The following is a 16,859-nucleotide window of genomic DNA, read 5'->3' as shown; positions in this document are numbered from 1 at the left end:
GTATCGATGCGGAAACCGGTAACTACACCGCGTTTGGTATCCCGGCGACAATTCTGGCGCACTACCTGCGTGAGAACGGCATCGTGCCGGAGAAGTGCGATCTCAACTCAATCCTGTTCCTGCTGACCCCTGCCGAAAGCAGCGAGAAGCTGGCGCAGCTGGTGGCGATGCTGGGACAGTTTGAACAGCACATTGAAGACGATACGCCGCTGGCCGACGTTCTGCCGACCATCTACCAGAAATATCCCGTTCGCTACCGTGATTACACGATCCGCCAGCTGTGCCAGGAGATGCACGATCTCTACGTCAGCTTTAACGTGAAAGATCTGCAAAAGGCGATGTTCCGCCGGGAAAGCTTCCCCGACGTCGTGGTGAACCCTCAGGATGCCAACCAGGAGTACATTCGCGGAAACGTGGAGCTGGTGCGTATTCGTGATGCCGGAGGACGCATTGCCGCTGAGGGCGCGCTGCCGTATCCGCCAGGGGTGCTGTGCGTGGTGCCGGGTGAAGTCTGGGGCGGGGCGGTACAGCGCTATTTTCTGGCGCTGGAGGAGGGCATCAATATGCTGCCGGGCTTCTCGCCGGAGCTGCAGGGTGTGTACAGCGAGAAGGATGCCGACGGGATTAAGCGGCTGTATGGGTATGTATTGAGATAGTGCGGGCTGTTGCCCTCACCCTAACCCTCTCCCACAGGGAGAGGGAACTTTTCTTCAAACCGCACTACGTTTATACATCCTCCTCGGATGCCCAATCTTCCCGTACAGCATCTCTACGCTGAGAAACCCCGCCTCCACGCAGTGTTCCAGATAGCGCCGGGTGGTGGTTTTACTCAAACCCGTTTCGCTCACCACTTCATCCACGGAAAAGCAGTGCGTTGCTTTGGCGTTAAAAAGTGTTTGTACCAGCGCCAGCGTATTCTCTTCAATGCCTTTACTGCCGTTGTCCTGACGGTAATTTTTTGCCTGCAATTGATAGAGGGAATCCACGTTCTGCTGGTCGACAATCTTCCAGACCCGCTGCTGCTCGGCAAACTGCACAAAGCGCTCCAGCGACTGGCTGAGCCGCTTCCAGGACACCGGTTTGAGGATGTAGTCAAACGCGCCGTTGCGGATGGCCTGGCTGCAGGTGTCCATGTCACTGGCGGCAGTGATGAAAATCACTGAGCAGTTGGCGCGGGCCAGCATTGGGTTACTGATAAGCGTGATGCCCTTGCCGTCCGGCAGGTAGTTATCCAGCAACATCAGCTGAGGCTGCTTGCTCTCAAGCTGCGTCTGCGCGTCAGCCAGTGAAGAGGCAATCCCGACCAGCCTCAAACGCGGATGTTTACCGATCAGCTCCGCATGCAATTGCGCCAGTTCGTTCTCGTCTTCAACAATCAGTACGTCGATAAGTTCATGTTGCATAATCATTATCTTCCAGTTCTTGTGCGGGACGCCGGGCAGCTCCCGTGGCGGGAATAAACAGTGAGAAAATGGCACCGCGCGGCGTGTTATCCGCAACTTCGATGGCGCCGCCCGCCTGCGTGACGTAGCTTTCAATCAGATACAGGCCAATACCGTGATCGCCGCGCGTTTTGGTGGTAATGCCGCGTTCAAATATTTGTTCACGGATCTCCGGTTTGATGCCAATACCCTGGTCGGCGACTTCGATGATGAGTTCCTGCTCGCTCAGTTTTATCAGCACTTCAACCGGCGCATGCGGAAGCGGTGCGCGCTGCGTCGCTTCAATCGCGTTATCCAGCAAGTTCCCGATAATCGAGATGAGTTCCGATTCAAGTAGCGGCAGAAAGGATTTATCCATCCGGCAGGCGGGGTCGAAACTCAGCTCCACGCCTTTCTCCCGCGCACGCGCGGCTTTGCCTAACAGCAGGCCGCAGAGCGTCGGGGAGCTAAAGCGCGACGAGATAAAGTCCAGCAGCTCCTGCGCGTGCTCTGACTGCGCCTGAATATAGCCAATCGCCTCTTCATAGCGGCCCATGTGCAGCAGGCCGGAAAGGGTGGTCATCCGGTTGAGCTGCTCGTGGCGCATGATGCGCAGGTTATCAACGTAGCGTTTAACCTGGCTGAGCTGGGCGCTGAGCGTGTCGATCTCATTGCGATCGCGGAAGGTGATCACCCAGCCCTGCAGCGAGTTTTCCAGCATGATCCTTACCCGGCTGGCAATGACCGTAAGATCGTTAAAGCGGCAGATTTCATCATGGGTGTCTTTCGCCAGCATGGTATGCGTATTGAAGAATGGAACAGGATCGATCACCTGGCTAATCAGTTGTCCGCGCAGCTCGCGGGCGGGCTGGCTTAAGCCTAATAACTTGCGTGCCGCCTGGTTGATCACTTCGATGCGCAGATCGTCATCGATAGCGATGACCCCTTCATAGATGGATTCCATCATCGCCTTCTGCTGGCGTACCAGCAGGCCAATTTCGCGTGGCTCCAGCGAGAAGATCTGCTTCTTAATACTGCGGGTGAAAAACCAGGAGAAGATAAACAGGGCGATTAGCAGCAGCACGGCGGCAATCAGAATGTTAACCACTTTATTGACGGTAATGGTATCCAGATAGCTGGTGAGATAGCCCACCGAGACAATACCCACGACGTGCCCCGCATCGTTAAAAATCGGCGCTTTACTGCGAAGTGAAATACCTAAGCCGCCCTTGCGGATAGTGGTCGTGCTTTTACCCTGCAGAACCTCGTCGTTATCGCCGCCGACCAGCGTTTTTCCCACCCGGTCAGCAAACACCGAGTGAAACAAATGCAGCCCTTTATTATCGCCAATCACAATAAAACTGGCGTCGCTGTGGGCCGCTATTTTCTGCATAAAGTCGCTGATGCCGTTGATATCTTTCTGTTCGACTTCTTTTCGCAAAGTAGGAATAAGCGCAATTTCTTCGGCCTGTATTTTTGCACGTGCACTCATTTCCTGATAAAGCTGTCTTCCAACGTCGACGTAATAATATCCACCCAGTAGCGCAAACAGTACCGAGAAAAAAGCGACCAGCGAAATAAACAGCTTAATCTGAAATGACACTTTCATAACTATCACGCCGGGTATCAACAAGGCAGGCTAATATATCATCTTTTCTCGTGGTGACGCCTGCTTTGCAGAAAACTTGTGATCCCTTGCACAGCAGCACCTGTAAAAGATTTATCCGATACGCCAGGCGTCTTAAGGCTAAATTAATAAATGTTATTTATTTGTTCATTTAAGAAAAGAAACCATAAAAACCACGGAAATAAATAAGGTGTAAATCACATTAAATAAAAGAAACCATTAAAACCATAGCTGCCATTAAAACTTCGCTTTTAATATGCCATTCCTCACATAAAGTAAGCCTTTGTGACTCTAAGCTGAACGCACAAAATAACCAAGGGGCTTATTATGAGCACAACTGACGATTCTTTCTCTGTTACCCACGACCCGATTGAAATTCAGGGACCTTCGCTCAAAGAGCGCTGGTGGCATATTATGGATACCTGGAAAATCGGGATTATTCCTCTGCCGCTGTTCGTTCTGGCGGGCGCGCTGATTGCCATTGATTGCCTGGGTGGGAAACTGCCGAGCGATATCGTGGTGATGGTGGCCACGCTGGCCTTCTTCGGCTTTGCCTGCGGCGAGTTTGGCAAACGCCTGCCGATTGTCGGCAAGCTCGGCGCGGCGGCGATTTGCGCCACCTTTATCCCTTCCGCGCTGGTCTATTACGGCCTGCTGCCGGACGTGGTGGTCGAGTCCACCACCAAGTTCTACAAATCCACCAACATTCTCTATCTCTATATCTGCTGCATTATCGTCGGCAGCATCATGAGCATGAACCGCACGGTGCTGATTCAGGGCTTCCTGCGCATCTTCTTCCCGATGCTGTGCGGCGAAATCGTCGGCATGCTGGTGGGGATGGGCGTTGGCCTGGCGCTGGGTCTGGAGCCGTTCCAGATCTTCTTCTTTATCATTCTGCCGATTATGGCGGGCGGCGTCGGGGAAGGGGCTATTCCGCTTTCCATCGGCTATGCCACCCTGCTGCACATGGACCAGGGCGTGGCGCTCGGCCGTGTGTTGCCGATGGTGATGCTCGGCGGTCTGACGGCAATCATTATCTCCGGCTGCCTGAACCAGCTCGGTAAACGCTACCCGCACCTGACCGGTGAAGGCCAGCTGATGCCGAACCGCGCGAATGCCGATGCTACTGTCTCTCAGCCTGCGTTTTCCGGCAAAGCGGACGTCACCACTATCGCCTCCGGCGCGCTGCTGGCGGTGCTGCTCTATATGCTGGGCATGCTCGGCCACAAGCTGATTGGCCTGCCTGCCCCAGTCGGCATGCTGTTTATGGCGGTGCTGGTGAAGCTCTGCAACGGTGCCTCTCCGCGCCTGCTGGAAGGCTCGCAGGTGGTGTACAAATTCTTCCAGACCTCCGTGACCTACCCAATCCTCTTTGCCGTCGGCGTGGCCATCACTCCGGGGCATGAACTGGTGGCGGCGTTCACCGTCAGCAACCTGCTGGTGATCGTCAGCACCGTTTCCGCACTGGTGGCGACCGGCTTCTTCGTCGGCAAAAAGATTGGCATGCACCCGATTGATGTCGCCATCGTCTCCTGCTGCCAGAGCGGCCAGGGCGGTACCGGCGACGTGGCAATCCTGACCGCAGGCAACCGCATGAGCCTGATGCCGTTCGCCCAGATTGCTACCCGTATCGGCGGGGCGATTAACGTCTCCATCTCACTGCTGATTCTGGGCAACTTCCTCGTTTAAGTTTTCAGGAAAGAACAATGAAACTCGCAAGCTTTTTATACCAGGGAAAACGCAGCTACGGCATCGTCCAGGCCGACGGCGTGATTGATTTAGGCCGCCGTCTTGGCGACCGCTACGGCGACCTCAAGGCGCTGCTACAGGGCAACGGGCTGGCGCAGGCCACCCGCTATCTGAACGATGCCGTGGACGTGCCGCTGAGCGCCATCACCTTCTTACCGGTGATCGTGCAGCCGGAAAAAATCCTCTGCGTGGGCATGAACTACGCCGACAAGCGCAAGGAGTTTGACCAGCATAACCCGGCCCCGACGCTGTTTGTCCGCTTCCCGGATTCACAGACCGGCCACAACGAGCCAGTGCTGAAGCCGCGCCACTCCAGCGAATTTGACTATGAAGGCGAGCTGGCGGTGATCATCGGCAAAGGCGGGGAGAACATCAGCCGCGATGACGCCCTGCGCCACGTGGCGGGCTACAGCTGCTACATGGACGGCTCCGCCCGCGACTGGCAGCACACCTGGTTTACCGCCGGTAAAAACTGGCGTCAGACCGGCGCGTTTGGCCCGTGGATGGCGACAGCGGACGAAATCCCGGACCCGCACCAGCTGGCGATCCGCACCTGGCTGAACGGCCGCATGGTGCAGGAAGACAACACCAGCAGCATGATCCACAAGGTTGCGGAGCTGATCGAGTACATCAGCACCTTCACCCGCCTCAGCCCGGGCGACGTGATCATCACCGGATCCCCGGGCGGGGTGGGTAAAAAGCGTAACCCGCCGCTGTTTATGAAAGAGGGCGATCGCATTGAGGTGGAGATCGAGCATATCGGTCACCTGAGCAACGTGATTATGGAAGCGCCGGCCGTTGGGCTTGCGGCGGCACACTAGGTAAGGCGGCAGCATGCAATCGCAACCCATCGATTTTCGCCACACCCTCGTGGCGAAGCACCCGGAACGCTTAAGCCAGATCCGTTACCTGCTGGCAGACAGCGGCCTTGGCCTGGACAACGACATCACGCTTTTCGTCGAAGCCTGGTCCGGCTCGCAGCTGGTGGGTTGCGCAGGGCTTGCTGCCAACGTCATCAAATGCGTGGCGGTCAACGAGCAGCTTCGTGGCGAGAACCTCAGCGCGCGGCTGCTGGCAGAGGTGGAAAATGCGGCGCTGGAGCGCGGCCATTTTCACCTCTTCCTCTGCACCCGTCCGTGTAACCGGGAGCGCTTTGCCCGCAGCGGCTTCTGGCCGATTGCCCAGAGTGGTAACAATGCGGTGCTGATGGAGAACACCCCGCAGGGGATTGAACGCTACTGCCGTTCCCTGCGCGCGAAGCGCAAGTGCGGGGAGAACATTGGCGCGATAGTGATGAACGCCAATCCGTTCACCCTCGGCCACCGCCATCTGGTGGAACAGGCGGCGACGCGGTGCGATGCCCTGCATCTGTTCGTGGTGCGTGAAGACGCCTCGTTCTTCCCGTTCAGCGCGCGCCTCGAGATGGTGCGCGCGGGCGTGGCGCATCTGCCGAACGTGGTGGTGCATGAAGGCTCGCAGTACATCATCTCCCGCGCCACCTTCCCGGCTTACTTCCTGAAGGAGACCGGCAGGGTGCAGCAGGCGTGGAGCGAGATCGACGTGCTGATCTTCCGGGACTTTATTGCCCCGGCGCTCGGCATCACGCACCGCTTCATCGGCTCCGAGCCGTTTTGCGATATCACCCGCCAGTACAACCAGACGCTGCACGACCTGCTGGCCTCGCATATCGAGGTGGTGGAAATGCCGCGCATCAAGGCCACCGGCAACGCCATTTCGGCCTCGGAAGTGCGCCGCTTACTGAAGACACAGCAGTTTTCCCGGATCCGGGAGATTGTCCCGGACTCCACCTTCGCGCATCTCGAAACGCATTACCGTGCGAGTGCCGAAGTCGCTTAACTACCAGGAATTTATCATGAATATTGTAAGGGAGGCGCTGGCCGGAACGCAGGAGTCCAGCGACCTGATGGTGAAAATCGCTCCCGCTCACGGCGAGCTGGAGATTGTCATCCACAGTGAAGTGATTAAGCAGTTTGGCGAGCAGATCCGCCAGGTGGTCAACGACACATTGCGCGCCATGAACGTGCACCAGGGATTAATCATTATTGAAGACAAAGGGGCGCTGGACTGTGTGATCCGCGCCCGCCTGCAGAGCGCACTGATGCGTGCCGCCGATGAACAGGCCATCAACTGGGGGGCGCTAAAATGAGCAAACTCCGCCGCAGCATGCTGTTCCTGCCGGGCGCCAACGCCGCCATGCTCTCCACCGCCTTTATCTACCGTCCTGACTCCATCATGTTCGACCTTGAGGACGCCGTCGCCCTGCGCGAGAAAGACACCGCGCGCATGCTGGTGTTCCACGCGCTGCAGCACCCGATGTATCAGGATATCGAAACCGTGGTGCGCATTAACCCGCTCAGTACGCCGTTTGGCCTGCTGGATCTGGAAGCCGCCGTGCGGGCAGGCGTGGATGTGATCCGCCTGCCAAAAACCGACACCCCGGACGATATCTACGAGCTGGAAGGCCACCTCGAGCGTATCGAGCAGGCGTGCGGCCGCAAGGTCGGCTCCACCCGCGTGATGGCGGCGATTGAATCAGCCATTGGCGTCATCAACGCCGTGGCGATTGCCCGCAGCTCTCCGCGCCTCATCGGGATTGCGCTGGCCGCCTTTGACTACGTGATGGACATGCAGACCGAGCGCGGCGACGGCACCGAGCTGTTCTACGCCCGCTGCGCCGTGCTGCACGCCGCCCGCGCGGCGGGCATCGACGCCTTCGACGTGGTGTGGTCAGACGTTAACGACGAGGCCGGATTCCTGCGCGAGGTCGATCTGATCCGCAAGATGGGCTTCAACGGCAAATCGCTGATTAACCCGCGCCAGATTGACCTGCTGCACAACGCCTACGCCCCGACCCAGGAAGAGGTGGATCACGCCAAAAGGGTGATTGAGGCGGCAGAAGAGGGCGAGCGTAACGGCCTGGGCGTGGTGTCGCTCAACGGCAAAATGGTGGATGCACCGATTATTAACCACGCGCAGGTGGTGCTGGAGCGCGCGGCGGCCTCCGGCGTGCGTCGGTAAGGATGAGATGATGAATCAGACAGAACTTCTTCACGTGAATTTTCCCCATCTGCGGGACCTGAAGCCCTTTGATACCGCCCACAGCGCCACGCCGTGGCTGGCGGACAGCGACGCGAAACACAGCCGCAAGCTCTGCGCCTCTGTTGAAGAGGCGGTTAAGCGCTGCGGCCTGCAGGACGGGATGACCATCTCCTTCCACCATGCGTTTCGCGAAGGCGACCGGGTGATCAACACCGTCGTGGCGCTGCTGGCGCGGATGGGCTTCAAAAACCTGACGCTGGCCTCCAGTTCGCTGATGACTTGCAACGACGCGCTGATCGAACATATCGAAAGCGGCGTTATCACCCGGATTTACACCTCGGGGATGCGCGGCAGGCTGGCAGACGCCATCTCCCACGGGTTGATGGACGAGCCGGTGCAAATTCACTCCCACGGCGGGCGCGTGAAGCTGCTCCAGGACGGCGAGTTGAATATCGACGTGGCGTTTCTCGGCGTGCCGTGCAGCGATGAGTTTGGCAACGCCAACGGGACGCACGGCAAATCCTGCTGCGGCTCGCTGGGCTACGCCATGGTGGACGCGCACTTTGCCCGCAAGGTGGTGCTGCTGACGGAAGAACTGGTGCCGTTCCCCAATATGCCCGCCAGCCTGGTGCAGGACCAGGTGGACTACATCGTGCAGGTTGAGAGCGTGGGCGACCCGGCGAAAATCAGCGTCGGCGCGGCGCGCGTCACCAGCAACCCGCGCGAGCTGATGATTGCCCGCTATGCGGCGGACGTGATTGAACACTCCGGCTACTTCAAATCGGGCTTCTCGATGCAGACCGGTTCCGGCGCGGCGGCGACCGCCTGTACGCGCTTTATGGAAGAGAAGATGGAGCGCAGCGGCGTGAAGGCCCGCTTTGCGCTCGGCGGCATCACCGGCAGCCTGGTGGATTTGCACGAGAAGGGGCTGATCGAAAAGCTGCTCGACACCCAGTGCTTTGACGGCCAGGCGGCGGCGTCGCTGGCGAGCAACCCGAACCACGTGGAGATCTCCACCAACGTTTACGCCAACCCCGGCAGCAAGGCGGCAAGCTGCGACCAGCTCGACGTGGTGATCCTCAGCGCGCTGGAAATCGACGTCGATTTCAACGTCAACGTGATCACCGGCTCCGATGGGGTGATGCGCGGCGCGTCCGGCGGACACTGCGACGTGGCCGCCGCGGCGAACCTGACCATTGTGGTCGCGCCGCTGCTGCGCAGCCGTATTCCGACGGTCGGGAAACGCGTCACCACACGCCTCACGCCGGGCGAAAGCATTGACGTGCTGGTCACCGACCACGGCATTGCGGTCAATCCGGCGCGCCCGGAGATCCGCGACCGTCTGCTGGAAGCCGGGCTCAACGTTGTGGATATCAGCGCGCTTTACGAGCGGGCGATTTCCCTGACGGGCGTACCGAAACCGATTGAATTTACCGACAAAATTGTCGGGGTGATCCGCTACCGCGACGGCAGCGTGATCGACACCGTACGACAGGTGAAGGAGTAAGTATGATTTCAGCGACACCCGTGCGGGCGGGTGTCAGCCTGGACGAACTGCTGGCGGCGAAAGAGCGCCGCGCAGCGCGCCAGGCTGACATGCTTGAGCACTATCAACAACCGGTGATTTCCCTCACGCTGGTTACGCCTGGGGAGATCAAGGACAGCCTGCGCTATCGAAACTGCATGGGCGTGGCGCTGCAGATGTGCGACCAGCTGCTGTGGGAGAACCGCTGGCAGGTGCTGGACCGCCAGGTGCTGTGGCTCCCGACAGGGCCAGAAGCCGTGTGGTGCGTGGCCCATCCTGCGGTGGAAATCAAAGCGCACTGTGCGGAGCTGGAGCAGACGCACCCGCTCGGCAGGCTGTGGGATCTGGACGTGATCTGCCCTCAGCACGGCCACGTCGGACGTCAGTCGCTGGGGGCGAATCTCAGACGCTGCCTGATCTGCGACGAGCCCGCTCACGCCTGTTCCCGCTCGCGAAAGCATCCCGTTGAGCAGGTGGTTTCCCGCGTGGAGAAGACGATCGATGACTGGTTTGCTCGCGACTAAACCGCGCCCGGTTGACGTGCCCGCGCTTGCCGAAGCGGCGCTGTGGCAGGAGTTGGAGCTGACGCCCAAGCCGGGGCTGGTGGACAAGCTCAATAACGGTTCCCATCGCGATATGGACCACGCGCTGTTCGTCCGCAGCATTGCGGCGATTACGCCGTGGTTTTCGCGCTTTGCCGAGCTGGGTAGCGCGTATGCAGATAAACCCGCTGACGCACAGCTTCGGATTATCCGCCCGATGGGGATGGCCTGCGAGCAGGCGATGTACGCTGCAACGAACGGAGTGAACACCCACAAGGGCGGGATTTTTGCCCTGGGTTTACTGTGCTTCGCCGCCGGGCGTGTGAAAAATACCTCCGCAGACAGCCTCTGTTGTGAGGTGAGTAACATCTGCAGCGGGCTGGTATCGCGTGAGCTGGCCGCACGCAGCGGACAGGCGACGGCGGGCGAGCGGCAGTTTCAGCAGTACGGATTTACCGGCGCGCGCGGCGAGGCGGAGAGCGGCTTCGCGACGGTGCGTAAGGCTTTGGATTCGTGGAACGTACAGTCGCTTCATGGCCTGCTGTTGCGCCTGATGGCGGTTAATCAGGACAGCAATCTCGTGTCGCGCGGCGGTATGGAAGGGTTGCGCTACGTTCAGGGCTACGCGCGGGAGTTACTGGCTAACGGCTGGGATCGCGAGGCGTTGCTTAGAATGGATAAGGCATTGATTGAACGCAATCTGAGCCCGGGCGGCAGTGCGGATTTGCTGTCGGTGGGGTGGGTGCTCTCTGTAATAAAATAGCCGGGTGGCGGCTTCGCCTTACCCGGCTTACGGTCTGGTTTTGTAGGCCCGGTAAGCGCAGCGCCACCGGGCACAACAATCAATGCGCGATCGGCTGCGCACCGTGTGGTTCACGCACGTGCTTGTACTTGAACAGCGCGATAAACGCGAAGAACAGCACCAGCGAGTACGCGGCGAAGATCAGCCACACGGGCTGCCAGTCGGTGATGCCGTTGGTGGTGTACATCTCAACCACTTTACCGCTCACCACGCCACCCAGAATACAGCCGAAGCCGTTGGTCATCATCAGGAACATGCCCTGCGCGCTGGCGCGGATTTCAGGCTTCACCTCTTTTTCCACAAACACCGAACCGGAGATGTTGAAGAAGTCGAAGGCGCAGCCGTAAACGATCATCGACAGCACCAGCAGCACGGTACCGAACGCGCTTGGGTCACCGTAGGCGAACAGGCCGAAGCGCAGCATCCATGCAGCGATACTGATCAGCATCACGTTTTTGATGCCGTAGCGGCTCAGGAAGAACGGGATGGTCAGGATGAACAGCGTCTCAGAGATCTGAGAGATGGACATCATCACCGACGCGTGCTCGACGATAAAGCTTCCGGCAAACAGCGGGTTGTTATCGAAGCTGTGCAGGAAGGTGTTGCCGAACATGTTAGTGATCTGCAGCTCTGCGCCCAGCAGCATGGAGAAGATAAAGAAGATCGCCATGCGTCTGTTTTTAAACAGCGCGAATGCGTCCAGGCCGAGCATGGCGCTCCAGCTCTGGTTTTTCTGCTGGTTTGATACCGGAAGGTGCGGCAGCGTCAGGGTAAACACGGCCAGCACCACGGAGAGCACCGCGCCGATATAGAGCTGCATATGGCTCAGCTCAAAGCCCGCGAAGCTCACGCCCCACATCGCCATGATAAAGCCGATGGTGCCCCAGATACGGATTGGCGGGAAGTCGGTCACGATATCCATGCCCGCAGACTTGATGCGGTGGTAGGAGATGGTGTTGATCAGGCCAAGCGTTGGCATATAGGCCAGCGAGTTAAGCAGGATCACCATGAACATCGCCCCCGGTGTGGTCACTTCGGCCGCCATAAACAGCGTCCCCGCACCCACCAGATGGCAAAGCATGTACAGCCATTTCGCACTTAACCATTTATCCGCCACGATACCGAGCAGCGTTGGCATGAAGACAGCCGCGATACCCAGCGAACTGTATACGGCACCGATAGACGCACCGTCGAACTTGAGCGTCACAAACATATAGGAGCCGAGTGTGGTCAGCCAGCTACCCCACAGGCAGAACTGCAGAAACGACAAAATTTTAAGCTGCAGCTTAAGGTTCATGTTACTTTCCTCACAAGTGAGCGGGAGATATGTTGTTTTGGGAACATTCAGGGTTGTTATTTGATGCAATTCTATCAGTTGGCAACGATATGTTTTGTTACCTCCCGCAAAAAAATGCAATCCACATTAATTTGCAGTTTGGATTGTGATGCAAATAACATTTTCGTATGGATGGGGTGAGTGAGTGCAGCCTGATGCCCTCACCCTAACCCTCTCCCAGAGGGAGAGGGAACTTGAATACCCTCTCCCTCTGGGAGAGGGCAGGGTGAGGGGGAGCTTTTTAGCGACGACGATAATTCTTCTGCGCCGTATTCACCTTATACAGATAGCGGCGGGATTCCGCAGACGGGGGGCGGGTGGTGAGGGTTGGGTAGACATGCCCCGGCGCCATGCTGTTGATGATGTTCGCGGCCTGCACCTTATCGCTGGAGAAGACGCGCAGCACGCTGCCCGCACCGCCATTATAGGCCGTGATCACCGCATAGCGGCGCGACGTTGGGTTATCAATTCCGCCCAGGTACACATTATTCAGCATCGCCAGATAGGCGGTGCCGGTATCGATGTTGCTCTGCGGGTCGAACAGATAGCTGCGGCTCGGCGTGCCGGATTTACCCTGCGAGCGGAACACGTCTTTACCGGCGCTGTGCTGCACAACCTGCATCAGCCCCAGCGCGTCGGAGCGGCTTACCGCGTACGGGTTGAATGAAGATTCGGTCTGCATAATCGCCAGGATCAGCGACTCATCCACGCCGTACTTACGTGACGCCTGACGCACCATCCCAATGTACTTATGCGCACGCTTGTCGAGGTGGTTCGGCACCAGGTTGATGGTGATGCTGTAGATGACCTTCAGGCCGTTCGAGCGGCTTTTCAGGCGCGTTTGCAGCAGATAATCCGCGAAGTTCGTGGCGCGGCCTTCCCAGCGGATCGGCTGACCGGTTTGATCGACGACCTGGCCGTACAGGAACGGCTCTTTGGAAATGGTAATGTCGTCTGCGTCGGAGTAGAGATCGATAGAGCCCGGATCGTCACCCATCAGCAGGGTTTTGATAATCGCCTGACGCAGGCGCGCAGCAGGTTCAGTGCCTGCAATGGTTTCAACCGTGATCGTACCGTCATCAAAGTTGATGTGGCTTCGGGTCTGATAGGCGTCGGTGTACTTAACGTAGTCCTTAGGTCCGGCGATAAGAACTTCGTTAAATCCCCATATGTTTTCGATGTTGTGGGCAAACTGCCCCATCAAAATGTCAAAACCGTTGGTGTCCTTAACCCAGGCTTCGTTGTAATCATCGCCTTTTTTGGAAGAACAAGAGACAAGCAACGGCGCAACAAGAGCTAGCGCTAAAAGTTTTTTCATCATTCCGGGAGTGCGTGTTGTGTTTGCTTAGTCGTTGCTTTCGCCGGGTGGCGCTTTGCTTACCCGGCCTACAAAACCGTAGGCCCGTGCAAGCGAAGCGCCGCCGGGCACCAGCAGCGCGATATTATTTTTCCGGTGGCGTATAGCCTTCGATGTGCACGTCTTTACCTTCGAACAGGAGGCTCACCATCTCCTGCTCCAGCAGCTTCCGGTGTTCAGGGTTCATCATGCTGAGTTTTTTCTCGTTGATCAGCATGGTCTGCTTTTTCTGCCACTGTCCCCAGGCTTCTTTGGAGATTTCATTGTAGATGCGTTTACCCAGGTCGCCCGGATAAAGCTGGAAGTCCTGGCCTTCAGCGTCACGCTGCAGGAAAGTACAAAAAATCGTTCTGGCCATACTCATTCCTCTTTTTCTTGCCGATGCTAAACCATTGCACCGGCACGTAATTGTTGTAACAGGCGCTCCACGGGAGCCGCCAGCCCGACTGAAGGCGGTTGCGCTAAGTTATACCAGAGAGCGGTGCCTTCATCCATGCACGAGGTGAATGAGGACACGGGAAGCCACATGGGCACAATATCCAGATGGAAATGGCTGAAGGTGTGGCGAAACGCCGTCTGCTGCGTCAGGTTATCGGCGGCTATTCCGCGCTGTTTAAGCCATTCCCGCAGCAAATCTTCATTTTCAAACTGTGGGAAGCAGTATAGACCGCCCCACAGACCGCTCGGCGGACGCTGGGCAAGGAACACCTCATCGCCGTGTTGCATCAGCAGCATATAGCCGGTGCGCTCCGGCAGCGTCTGTTTGGGTTTCTTACCGGGATACTGCGCCCACGAATGGTTGGCATACGCCACGCAGAGATTATTCACCGGGCAGAGTTCGCATTTTGGTTTTGAGCGCGTGCAGACCATCGCGCCCAGATCCATCATCGCCTGGTTAAAACGCTCCACCCCTTTCGCCGGGGTGACCGCTTCGCTGATCTCCCAAAGGCGTTTTTCTACGTCTTTCTTACCCGGCCAGCCGTCGACGGCATAGCAGCGTGCCAGCACGCGCTTCACGTTGCCGTCGAGGATCGGGAAATGCTTGCCTAATGAAAGGGAAAGAATCGCGCCTGCGGTGGAGCGCCCGACGCCGGGGAGATCGGCCACCTCGTCAAAGGTTTCCGGGAATTTACCGTTATGGCGCGTCGCGACTTGCTGCGCGGCCTTGTGAAGATTACGCGCGCGGGCGTAATAGCCCAGGCCTGTCCACAGGTGCAGCACTTCGTCTAATGGCGCGTTTGCCAGATCGGTGACCGTCGGGAAGCGCGCCATAAAACGCTCGAAGTAAGGAATGACCGTGGCGACCTGCGTTTGTTGCAACATCACCTCGGAGAGCCATACTTTGTAAGGCGTTTTTTCAATTTGCCAGGGCAGGGTTTTACGCCCGTATTTGTCGTACCAGTCCAGCACCTGGGCTGAAAATTGAGAGGCTTGCATGGTCATCGATTCACATAATCAGGGACGCAGATTGCAGCACAGCATCAATCTGCTGTAAACCGGATCTTTCCCATGCTTGCATAGAAGCCTTAACTTTGGATAATGCCCGTTTCCCGAACACTCTCACAAGCAGACAACTCTTTTATGAAAAACGACGTCATTTCACCGGAATTTGATGAAAACGGTCGCCCGCTGCGCCGTATTCGCAGCTTTGGCCGCCGTCAGGGCCGCCTGACAAAAGGGCAGCAACACGCGCTGGACAACTACTGGCCGGTGATGGGCGTTGAGTTCACTGAACAGCCTGTCGACTTCGCCGACCTGTTTGGCCGAGAAGCGCCTGTGACGCTGGAGATCGGTTTTGGTATGGGCACCTCGCTGGTGACCATGGCGAAAGCGCGACCGGAGCAGAACTTCCTCGGTATCGAAGTGCACTCGCCGGGCGTCGGTGCATGCCTGGCAACGGCCCACGAAGAGGGCGTTGAGAACCTGCGCGTCATGTGTCACGACGCGGTGGAAGTGCTGCACAAAATGATTCCTGACAATTCTTTGAACATGGTTCAGCTCTTTTTCCCTGACCCGTGGCACAAAGCACGTCATAATAAACGCCGTATCGTTCAGGCACCGTTTGCCGAGCTGCTGAAAAGTAAGTTAAAACTGGGCGGCGTCTTCCACATGGCGACCGACTGGGAACCTTATGCGGAACATATGCTGGAAGTGATGTCCTCGCTGGACGGCTATAAAAACCAGTCTGAAAGCAACGACTATGTACCGCGCCCGGATTCACGTCCGGTGACAAAATTTGAACAGCGTGGCCATCGTCTTGGCCACGGTGTATGGGACTTAATGTTCGAGAGGGTGAAATAATGGCAAAGAATCGTAGCCGTCGTCTGCGTAAAAAGATGCACATCGAAGAATTCCAGGAAGTGGGCTTCTCTGTTGCCTGGCGTTTCCCGGAAGGCACCAGCGTTGAGCAGATCGATCAGGACGTTGACGCGTTCATCAATGATGTGATCGAGCCAAACAAGCTGGCCTTCGACGGTAGCGGCTATCTGGCGTGGGAAGGTCTGATCTGCACCCAGGAAGTCGGTAAATGCACCGAAGAACATCAGGCGCTGGTACGCAAATGGCTTGAGGACCACAAACTGGAAGATGTCCGCATCAGCGAACTTTTCGACGTTTGGTGGGACTAATAAAGCAAGTACAGGGCCAGCATTAGCTGGCCCATTTTGTCTGAGGGAGTGTTAAAGATGCGCAAAACGTTGCTGGCGGTTGCTTTACTGGCAATCGGATCCACCGCCCATGCGGAGTATAAATGTAGCGTCACCCCGCGTGACGATGTGGTGTTAAACCCGCAAACCGTGCGGGTCAAAGGCGAGAACGGCAATCTGGTGATTACGCCGGATGGTAACGTGACGTTTAACGGCAAACCGCAAAACCTGACTGCCGCCCAGCGCGAGCAGGCGAAGGATTACCAGGCCGAACTGCGTACCGCACTGCCGTGGATTAACGACGGCGCGCTGACGCGCGTTGAGAAAAGCCGCGTGGCGCTGGATAAGATCATCACCAAAGAGGTGGGTGAGAGCAGCAATATGCGCACCCGTCTGACCAAGCTGGACAAGCAGCTTAAAGAACAGATGAACCGGATTATCGAGAATCGTACCGATGGTCTGACGTTCCACTACAAGGCGATTGATCAGGTCCGTGCTGACGGGCAGCAGCTGGTGAATCAGGCGATGGGCGGCATCCTGCAGGACAGCATCAACGAGATGGGGGCGAAAGCCGTGCTGAAAGGCGGCGGTAACCCGCTGCAGGGCGTGCTGGGTAGCCTTGGCGGCTTGCAGACCTCGATTCAGAACGAGTGGAAAAACCAGGAAGATGATTTCCAGCAGTTTGGCAAAGACGTGTGTAAACGCGTGGTGTCGCTGGAAGATAGCCGGAAGGCGCTGGTGGGGACGCTGAAGTAATTAATTTCACCCCTCACCCTAACCCTCTCCCCAAAGGGG

Annotated in this window: 18 protein-coding genes; 12 read left to right on the top strand and 6 right to left on the bottom strand. The window is 57.6% G+C overall.

Annotated features, from left to right (window positions below):
- Positions 1-656 (top strand): Orn/Lys/Arg family decarboxylase (locus tag ENTMO_RS26750; protein ID WP_010435523.1); only part of this gene is annotated, 656 nt, incomplete at its 5' end.
- A 54-nt stretch (positions 657-710) separates the two neighbouring features.
- Here ENTMO_RS26750 and ENTMO_RS0120285 read toward each other — a convergent pair.
- Together ENTMO_RS0120285 and ENTMO_RS0120280 are read right to left on the bottom strand one after the other, a co-directional pair.
- On the bottom strand, positions 711-1,403 hold the full coding sequence (locus ENTMO_RS0120285; protein ID WP_010435522.1) for a response regulator: 693 nt from the start codon (positions 1,401-1,403) through the stop codon (positions 711-713).
- Positions 1,393-3,030, bottom strand: coding sequence for an ATP-binding protein (locus tag ENTMO_RS0120280; RefSeq protein WP_010435519.1), 1,638 nt, complete (start codon positions 3,028-3,030; stop codon positions 1,393-1,395). The genes ENTMO_RS0120285 and ENTMO_RS0120280 overlap by 11 nt, the downstream gene beginning before the upstream one ends.
- Positions 3,031-3,375: 345 nt before the next feature.
- Between ENTMO_RS0120280 and ENTMO_RS0120275 the strand changes: the two genes are divergently transcribed.
- From ENTMO_RS0120275 to citG, 8 genes are read left to right on the top strand one after another with little or no spacing between them, the layout of a single operon-like run.
- A complete protein-coding gene (locus ENTMO_RS0120275; RefSeq protein ID WP_010435516.1) occupies positions 3,376-4,737 on the top strand; it encodes a 2-hydroxycarboxylate transporter family protein in 1,362 nt (453 codons plus the stop codon).
- A 17-nt stretch (positions 4,738-4,754) separates the two neighbouring features.
- Positions 4,755-5,618 (top strand): fumarylacetoacetate hydrolase family protein, encoded by an 864-nt coding sequence (locus ENTMO_RS0120270; RefSeq protein ID WP_010435513.1) that lies wholly within the window; start codon positions 4,755-4,757, stop codon positions 5,616-5,618.
- Between the two features lie 13 nt (positions 5,619-5,631).
- Positions 5,632-6,654: a [citrate (pro-3S)-lyase] ligase gene (citC, locus tag ENTMO_RS0120265; protein WP_010435511.1), complete on the top strand. Its 1,023-nt coding sequence runs from the start codon at positions 5,632-5,634 to the stop codon at positions 6,652-6,654.
- A 16-nt stretch (positions 6,655-6,670) separates the two neighbouring features.
- The gene (citD, locus tag ENTMO_RS0120260) at positions 6,671-6,964 is read left to right on the top strand and encodes a citrate lyase acyl carrier protein (protein ID WP_010435508.1); all 294 of its coding nucleotides are present in this window, start codon (positions 6,671-6,673) and stop codon (positions 6,962-6,964) included.
- A complete protein-coding gene (gene citE / locus ENTMO_RS0120255; RefSeq protein ID WP_010435505.1) occupies positions 6,961-7,836 on the top strand; it encodes a citrate (pro-3S)-lyase subunit beta in 876 nt (291 codons plus the stop codon). The genes citD and citE overlap by 4 nt, the downstream gene beginning before the upstream one ends.
- Before the next feature lie 10 nt (positions 7,837-7,846).
- On the top strand, positions 7,847-9,364 hold the full coding sequence (citF, locus tag ENTMO_RS0120250) for a citrate lyase subunit alpha (RefSeq protein ID WP_010435503.1): 1,518 nt from the start codon (positions 7,847-7,849) through the stop codon (positions 9,362-9,364).
- Positions 9,365-9,366: 2 nt separating this feature from the next.
- Positions 9,367-9,906: a citrate lyase holo-[acyl-carrier protein] synthase gene (gene citX / locus ENTMO_RS0120245; protein ID WP_010435501.1), complete on the top strand. Its 540-nt coding sequence runs from the start codon at positions 9,367-9,369 to the stop codon at positions 9,904-9,906.
- Positions 9,884-10,687: a triphosphoribosyl-dephospho-CoA synthase CitG gene (gene citG, locus ENTMO_RS0120240; RefSeq protein ID WP_010435499.1), complete on the top strand. Its 804-nt coding sequence runs from the start codon at positions 9,884-9,886 to the stop codon at positions 10,685-10,687. Before citX ends, citG begins: the two co-directional genes overlap by 23 nt.
- A gap of 79 nt (positions 10,688-10,766) precedes the next feature.
- Here citG and ENTMO_RS0120235 read toward each other — a convergent pair whose 3' ends face one another.
- The 4 genes from ENTMO_RS0120235 to mutY all read right to left on the bottom strand — a co-directional run bounded on the left by ENTMO_RS0120235 (position 10,767) and on the right by mutY (position 14,856).
- Positions 10,767-12,023 carry a nucleoside permease gene (locus tag ENTMO_RS0120235; RefSeq protein WP_010435496.1) on the bottom strand — a complete coding sequence of 419 codons (1,257 nt, stop codon included), beginning with the start codon at positions 12,021-12,023 and terminating at the stop codon, positions 10,767-10,769.
- Between the two features lie 280 nt (positions 12,024-12,303).
- A complete protein-coding gene (gene mltC / locus ENTMO_RS0120230; RefSeq protein WP_010435492.1) occupies positions 12,304-13,380 on the bottom strand; it encodes a membrane-bound lytic murein transglycosylase MltC in 1,077 nt (358 codons plus the stop codon).
- 124 nt (positions 13,381-13,504) lie between these two features.
- The gene (locus ENTMO_RS0120225) at positions 13,505-13,777 is read right to left on the bottom strand and encodes an oxidative damage protection protein (RefSeq protein WP_010435490.1); all 273 of its coding nucleotides are present in this window, start codon (positions 13,775-13,777) and stop codon (positions 13,505-13,507) included.
- Between the two features lie 26 nt (positions 13,778-13,803).
- Positions 13,804-14,856 carry an A/G-specific adenine glycosylase gene (gene mutY, locus ENTMO_RS0120220; protein WP_010435488.1) on the bottom strand — a complete coding sequence of 351 codons (1,053 nt, stop codon included), beginning with the start codon at positions 14,854-14,856 and terminating at the stop codon, positions 13,804-13,806.
- 144 nt (positions 14,857-15,000) lie between these two features.
- Between mutY and trmB the strand changes: the two genes are divergently transcribed.
- The 3 genes from trmB to ENTMO_RS0120205 are packed head-to-tail and all read left to right on the top strand — an operon-like array spanning position 15,001 to position 16,820.
- Positions 15,001-15,720 (top strand): tRNA (guanosine(46)-N7)-methyltransferase TrmB, encoded by a 720-nt coding sequence (gene trmB, locus ENTMO_RS0120215; protein WP_010435487.1) that lies wholly within the window; start codon positions 15,001-15,003, stop codon positions 15,718-15,720.
- Entirely contained in the window at positions 15,720-16,046 is a 327-nt protein-coding gene (locus ENTMO_RS0120210) for a YggL family protein (RefSeq protein ID WP_010435485.1), read from the top strand. The genes trmB and ENTMO_RS0120210 overlap by 1 nt, the downstream gene beginning before the upstream one ends.
- A 57-nt stretch (positions 16,047-16,103) precedes the next feature.
- Positions 16,104-16,820 (top strand): YggN family protein, encoded by a 717-nt coding sequence (locus ENTMO_RS0120205; RefSeq protein WP_010435482.1) that lies wholly within the window; start codon positions 16,104-16,106, stop codon positions 16,818-16,820.
- Positions 16,821-16,859: the final 39 nt, after the last annotated feature.

The organism is Enterobacter mori LMG 25706 (assembly GCF_000211415.1).
GTDB lineage: Bacteria > Pseudomonadota > Gammaproteobacteria > Enterobacterales > Enterobacteriaceae > Enterobacter > Enterobacter mori.
Note: the sequence above shows the minus strand (reverse complement) of the source record. Positions and strands in the feature narration are given on the sequence as shown.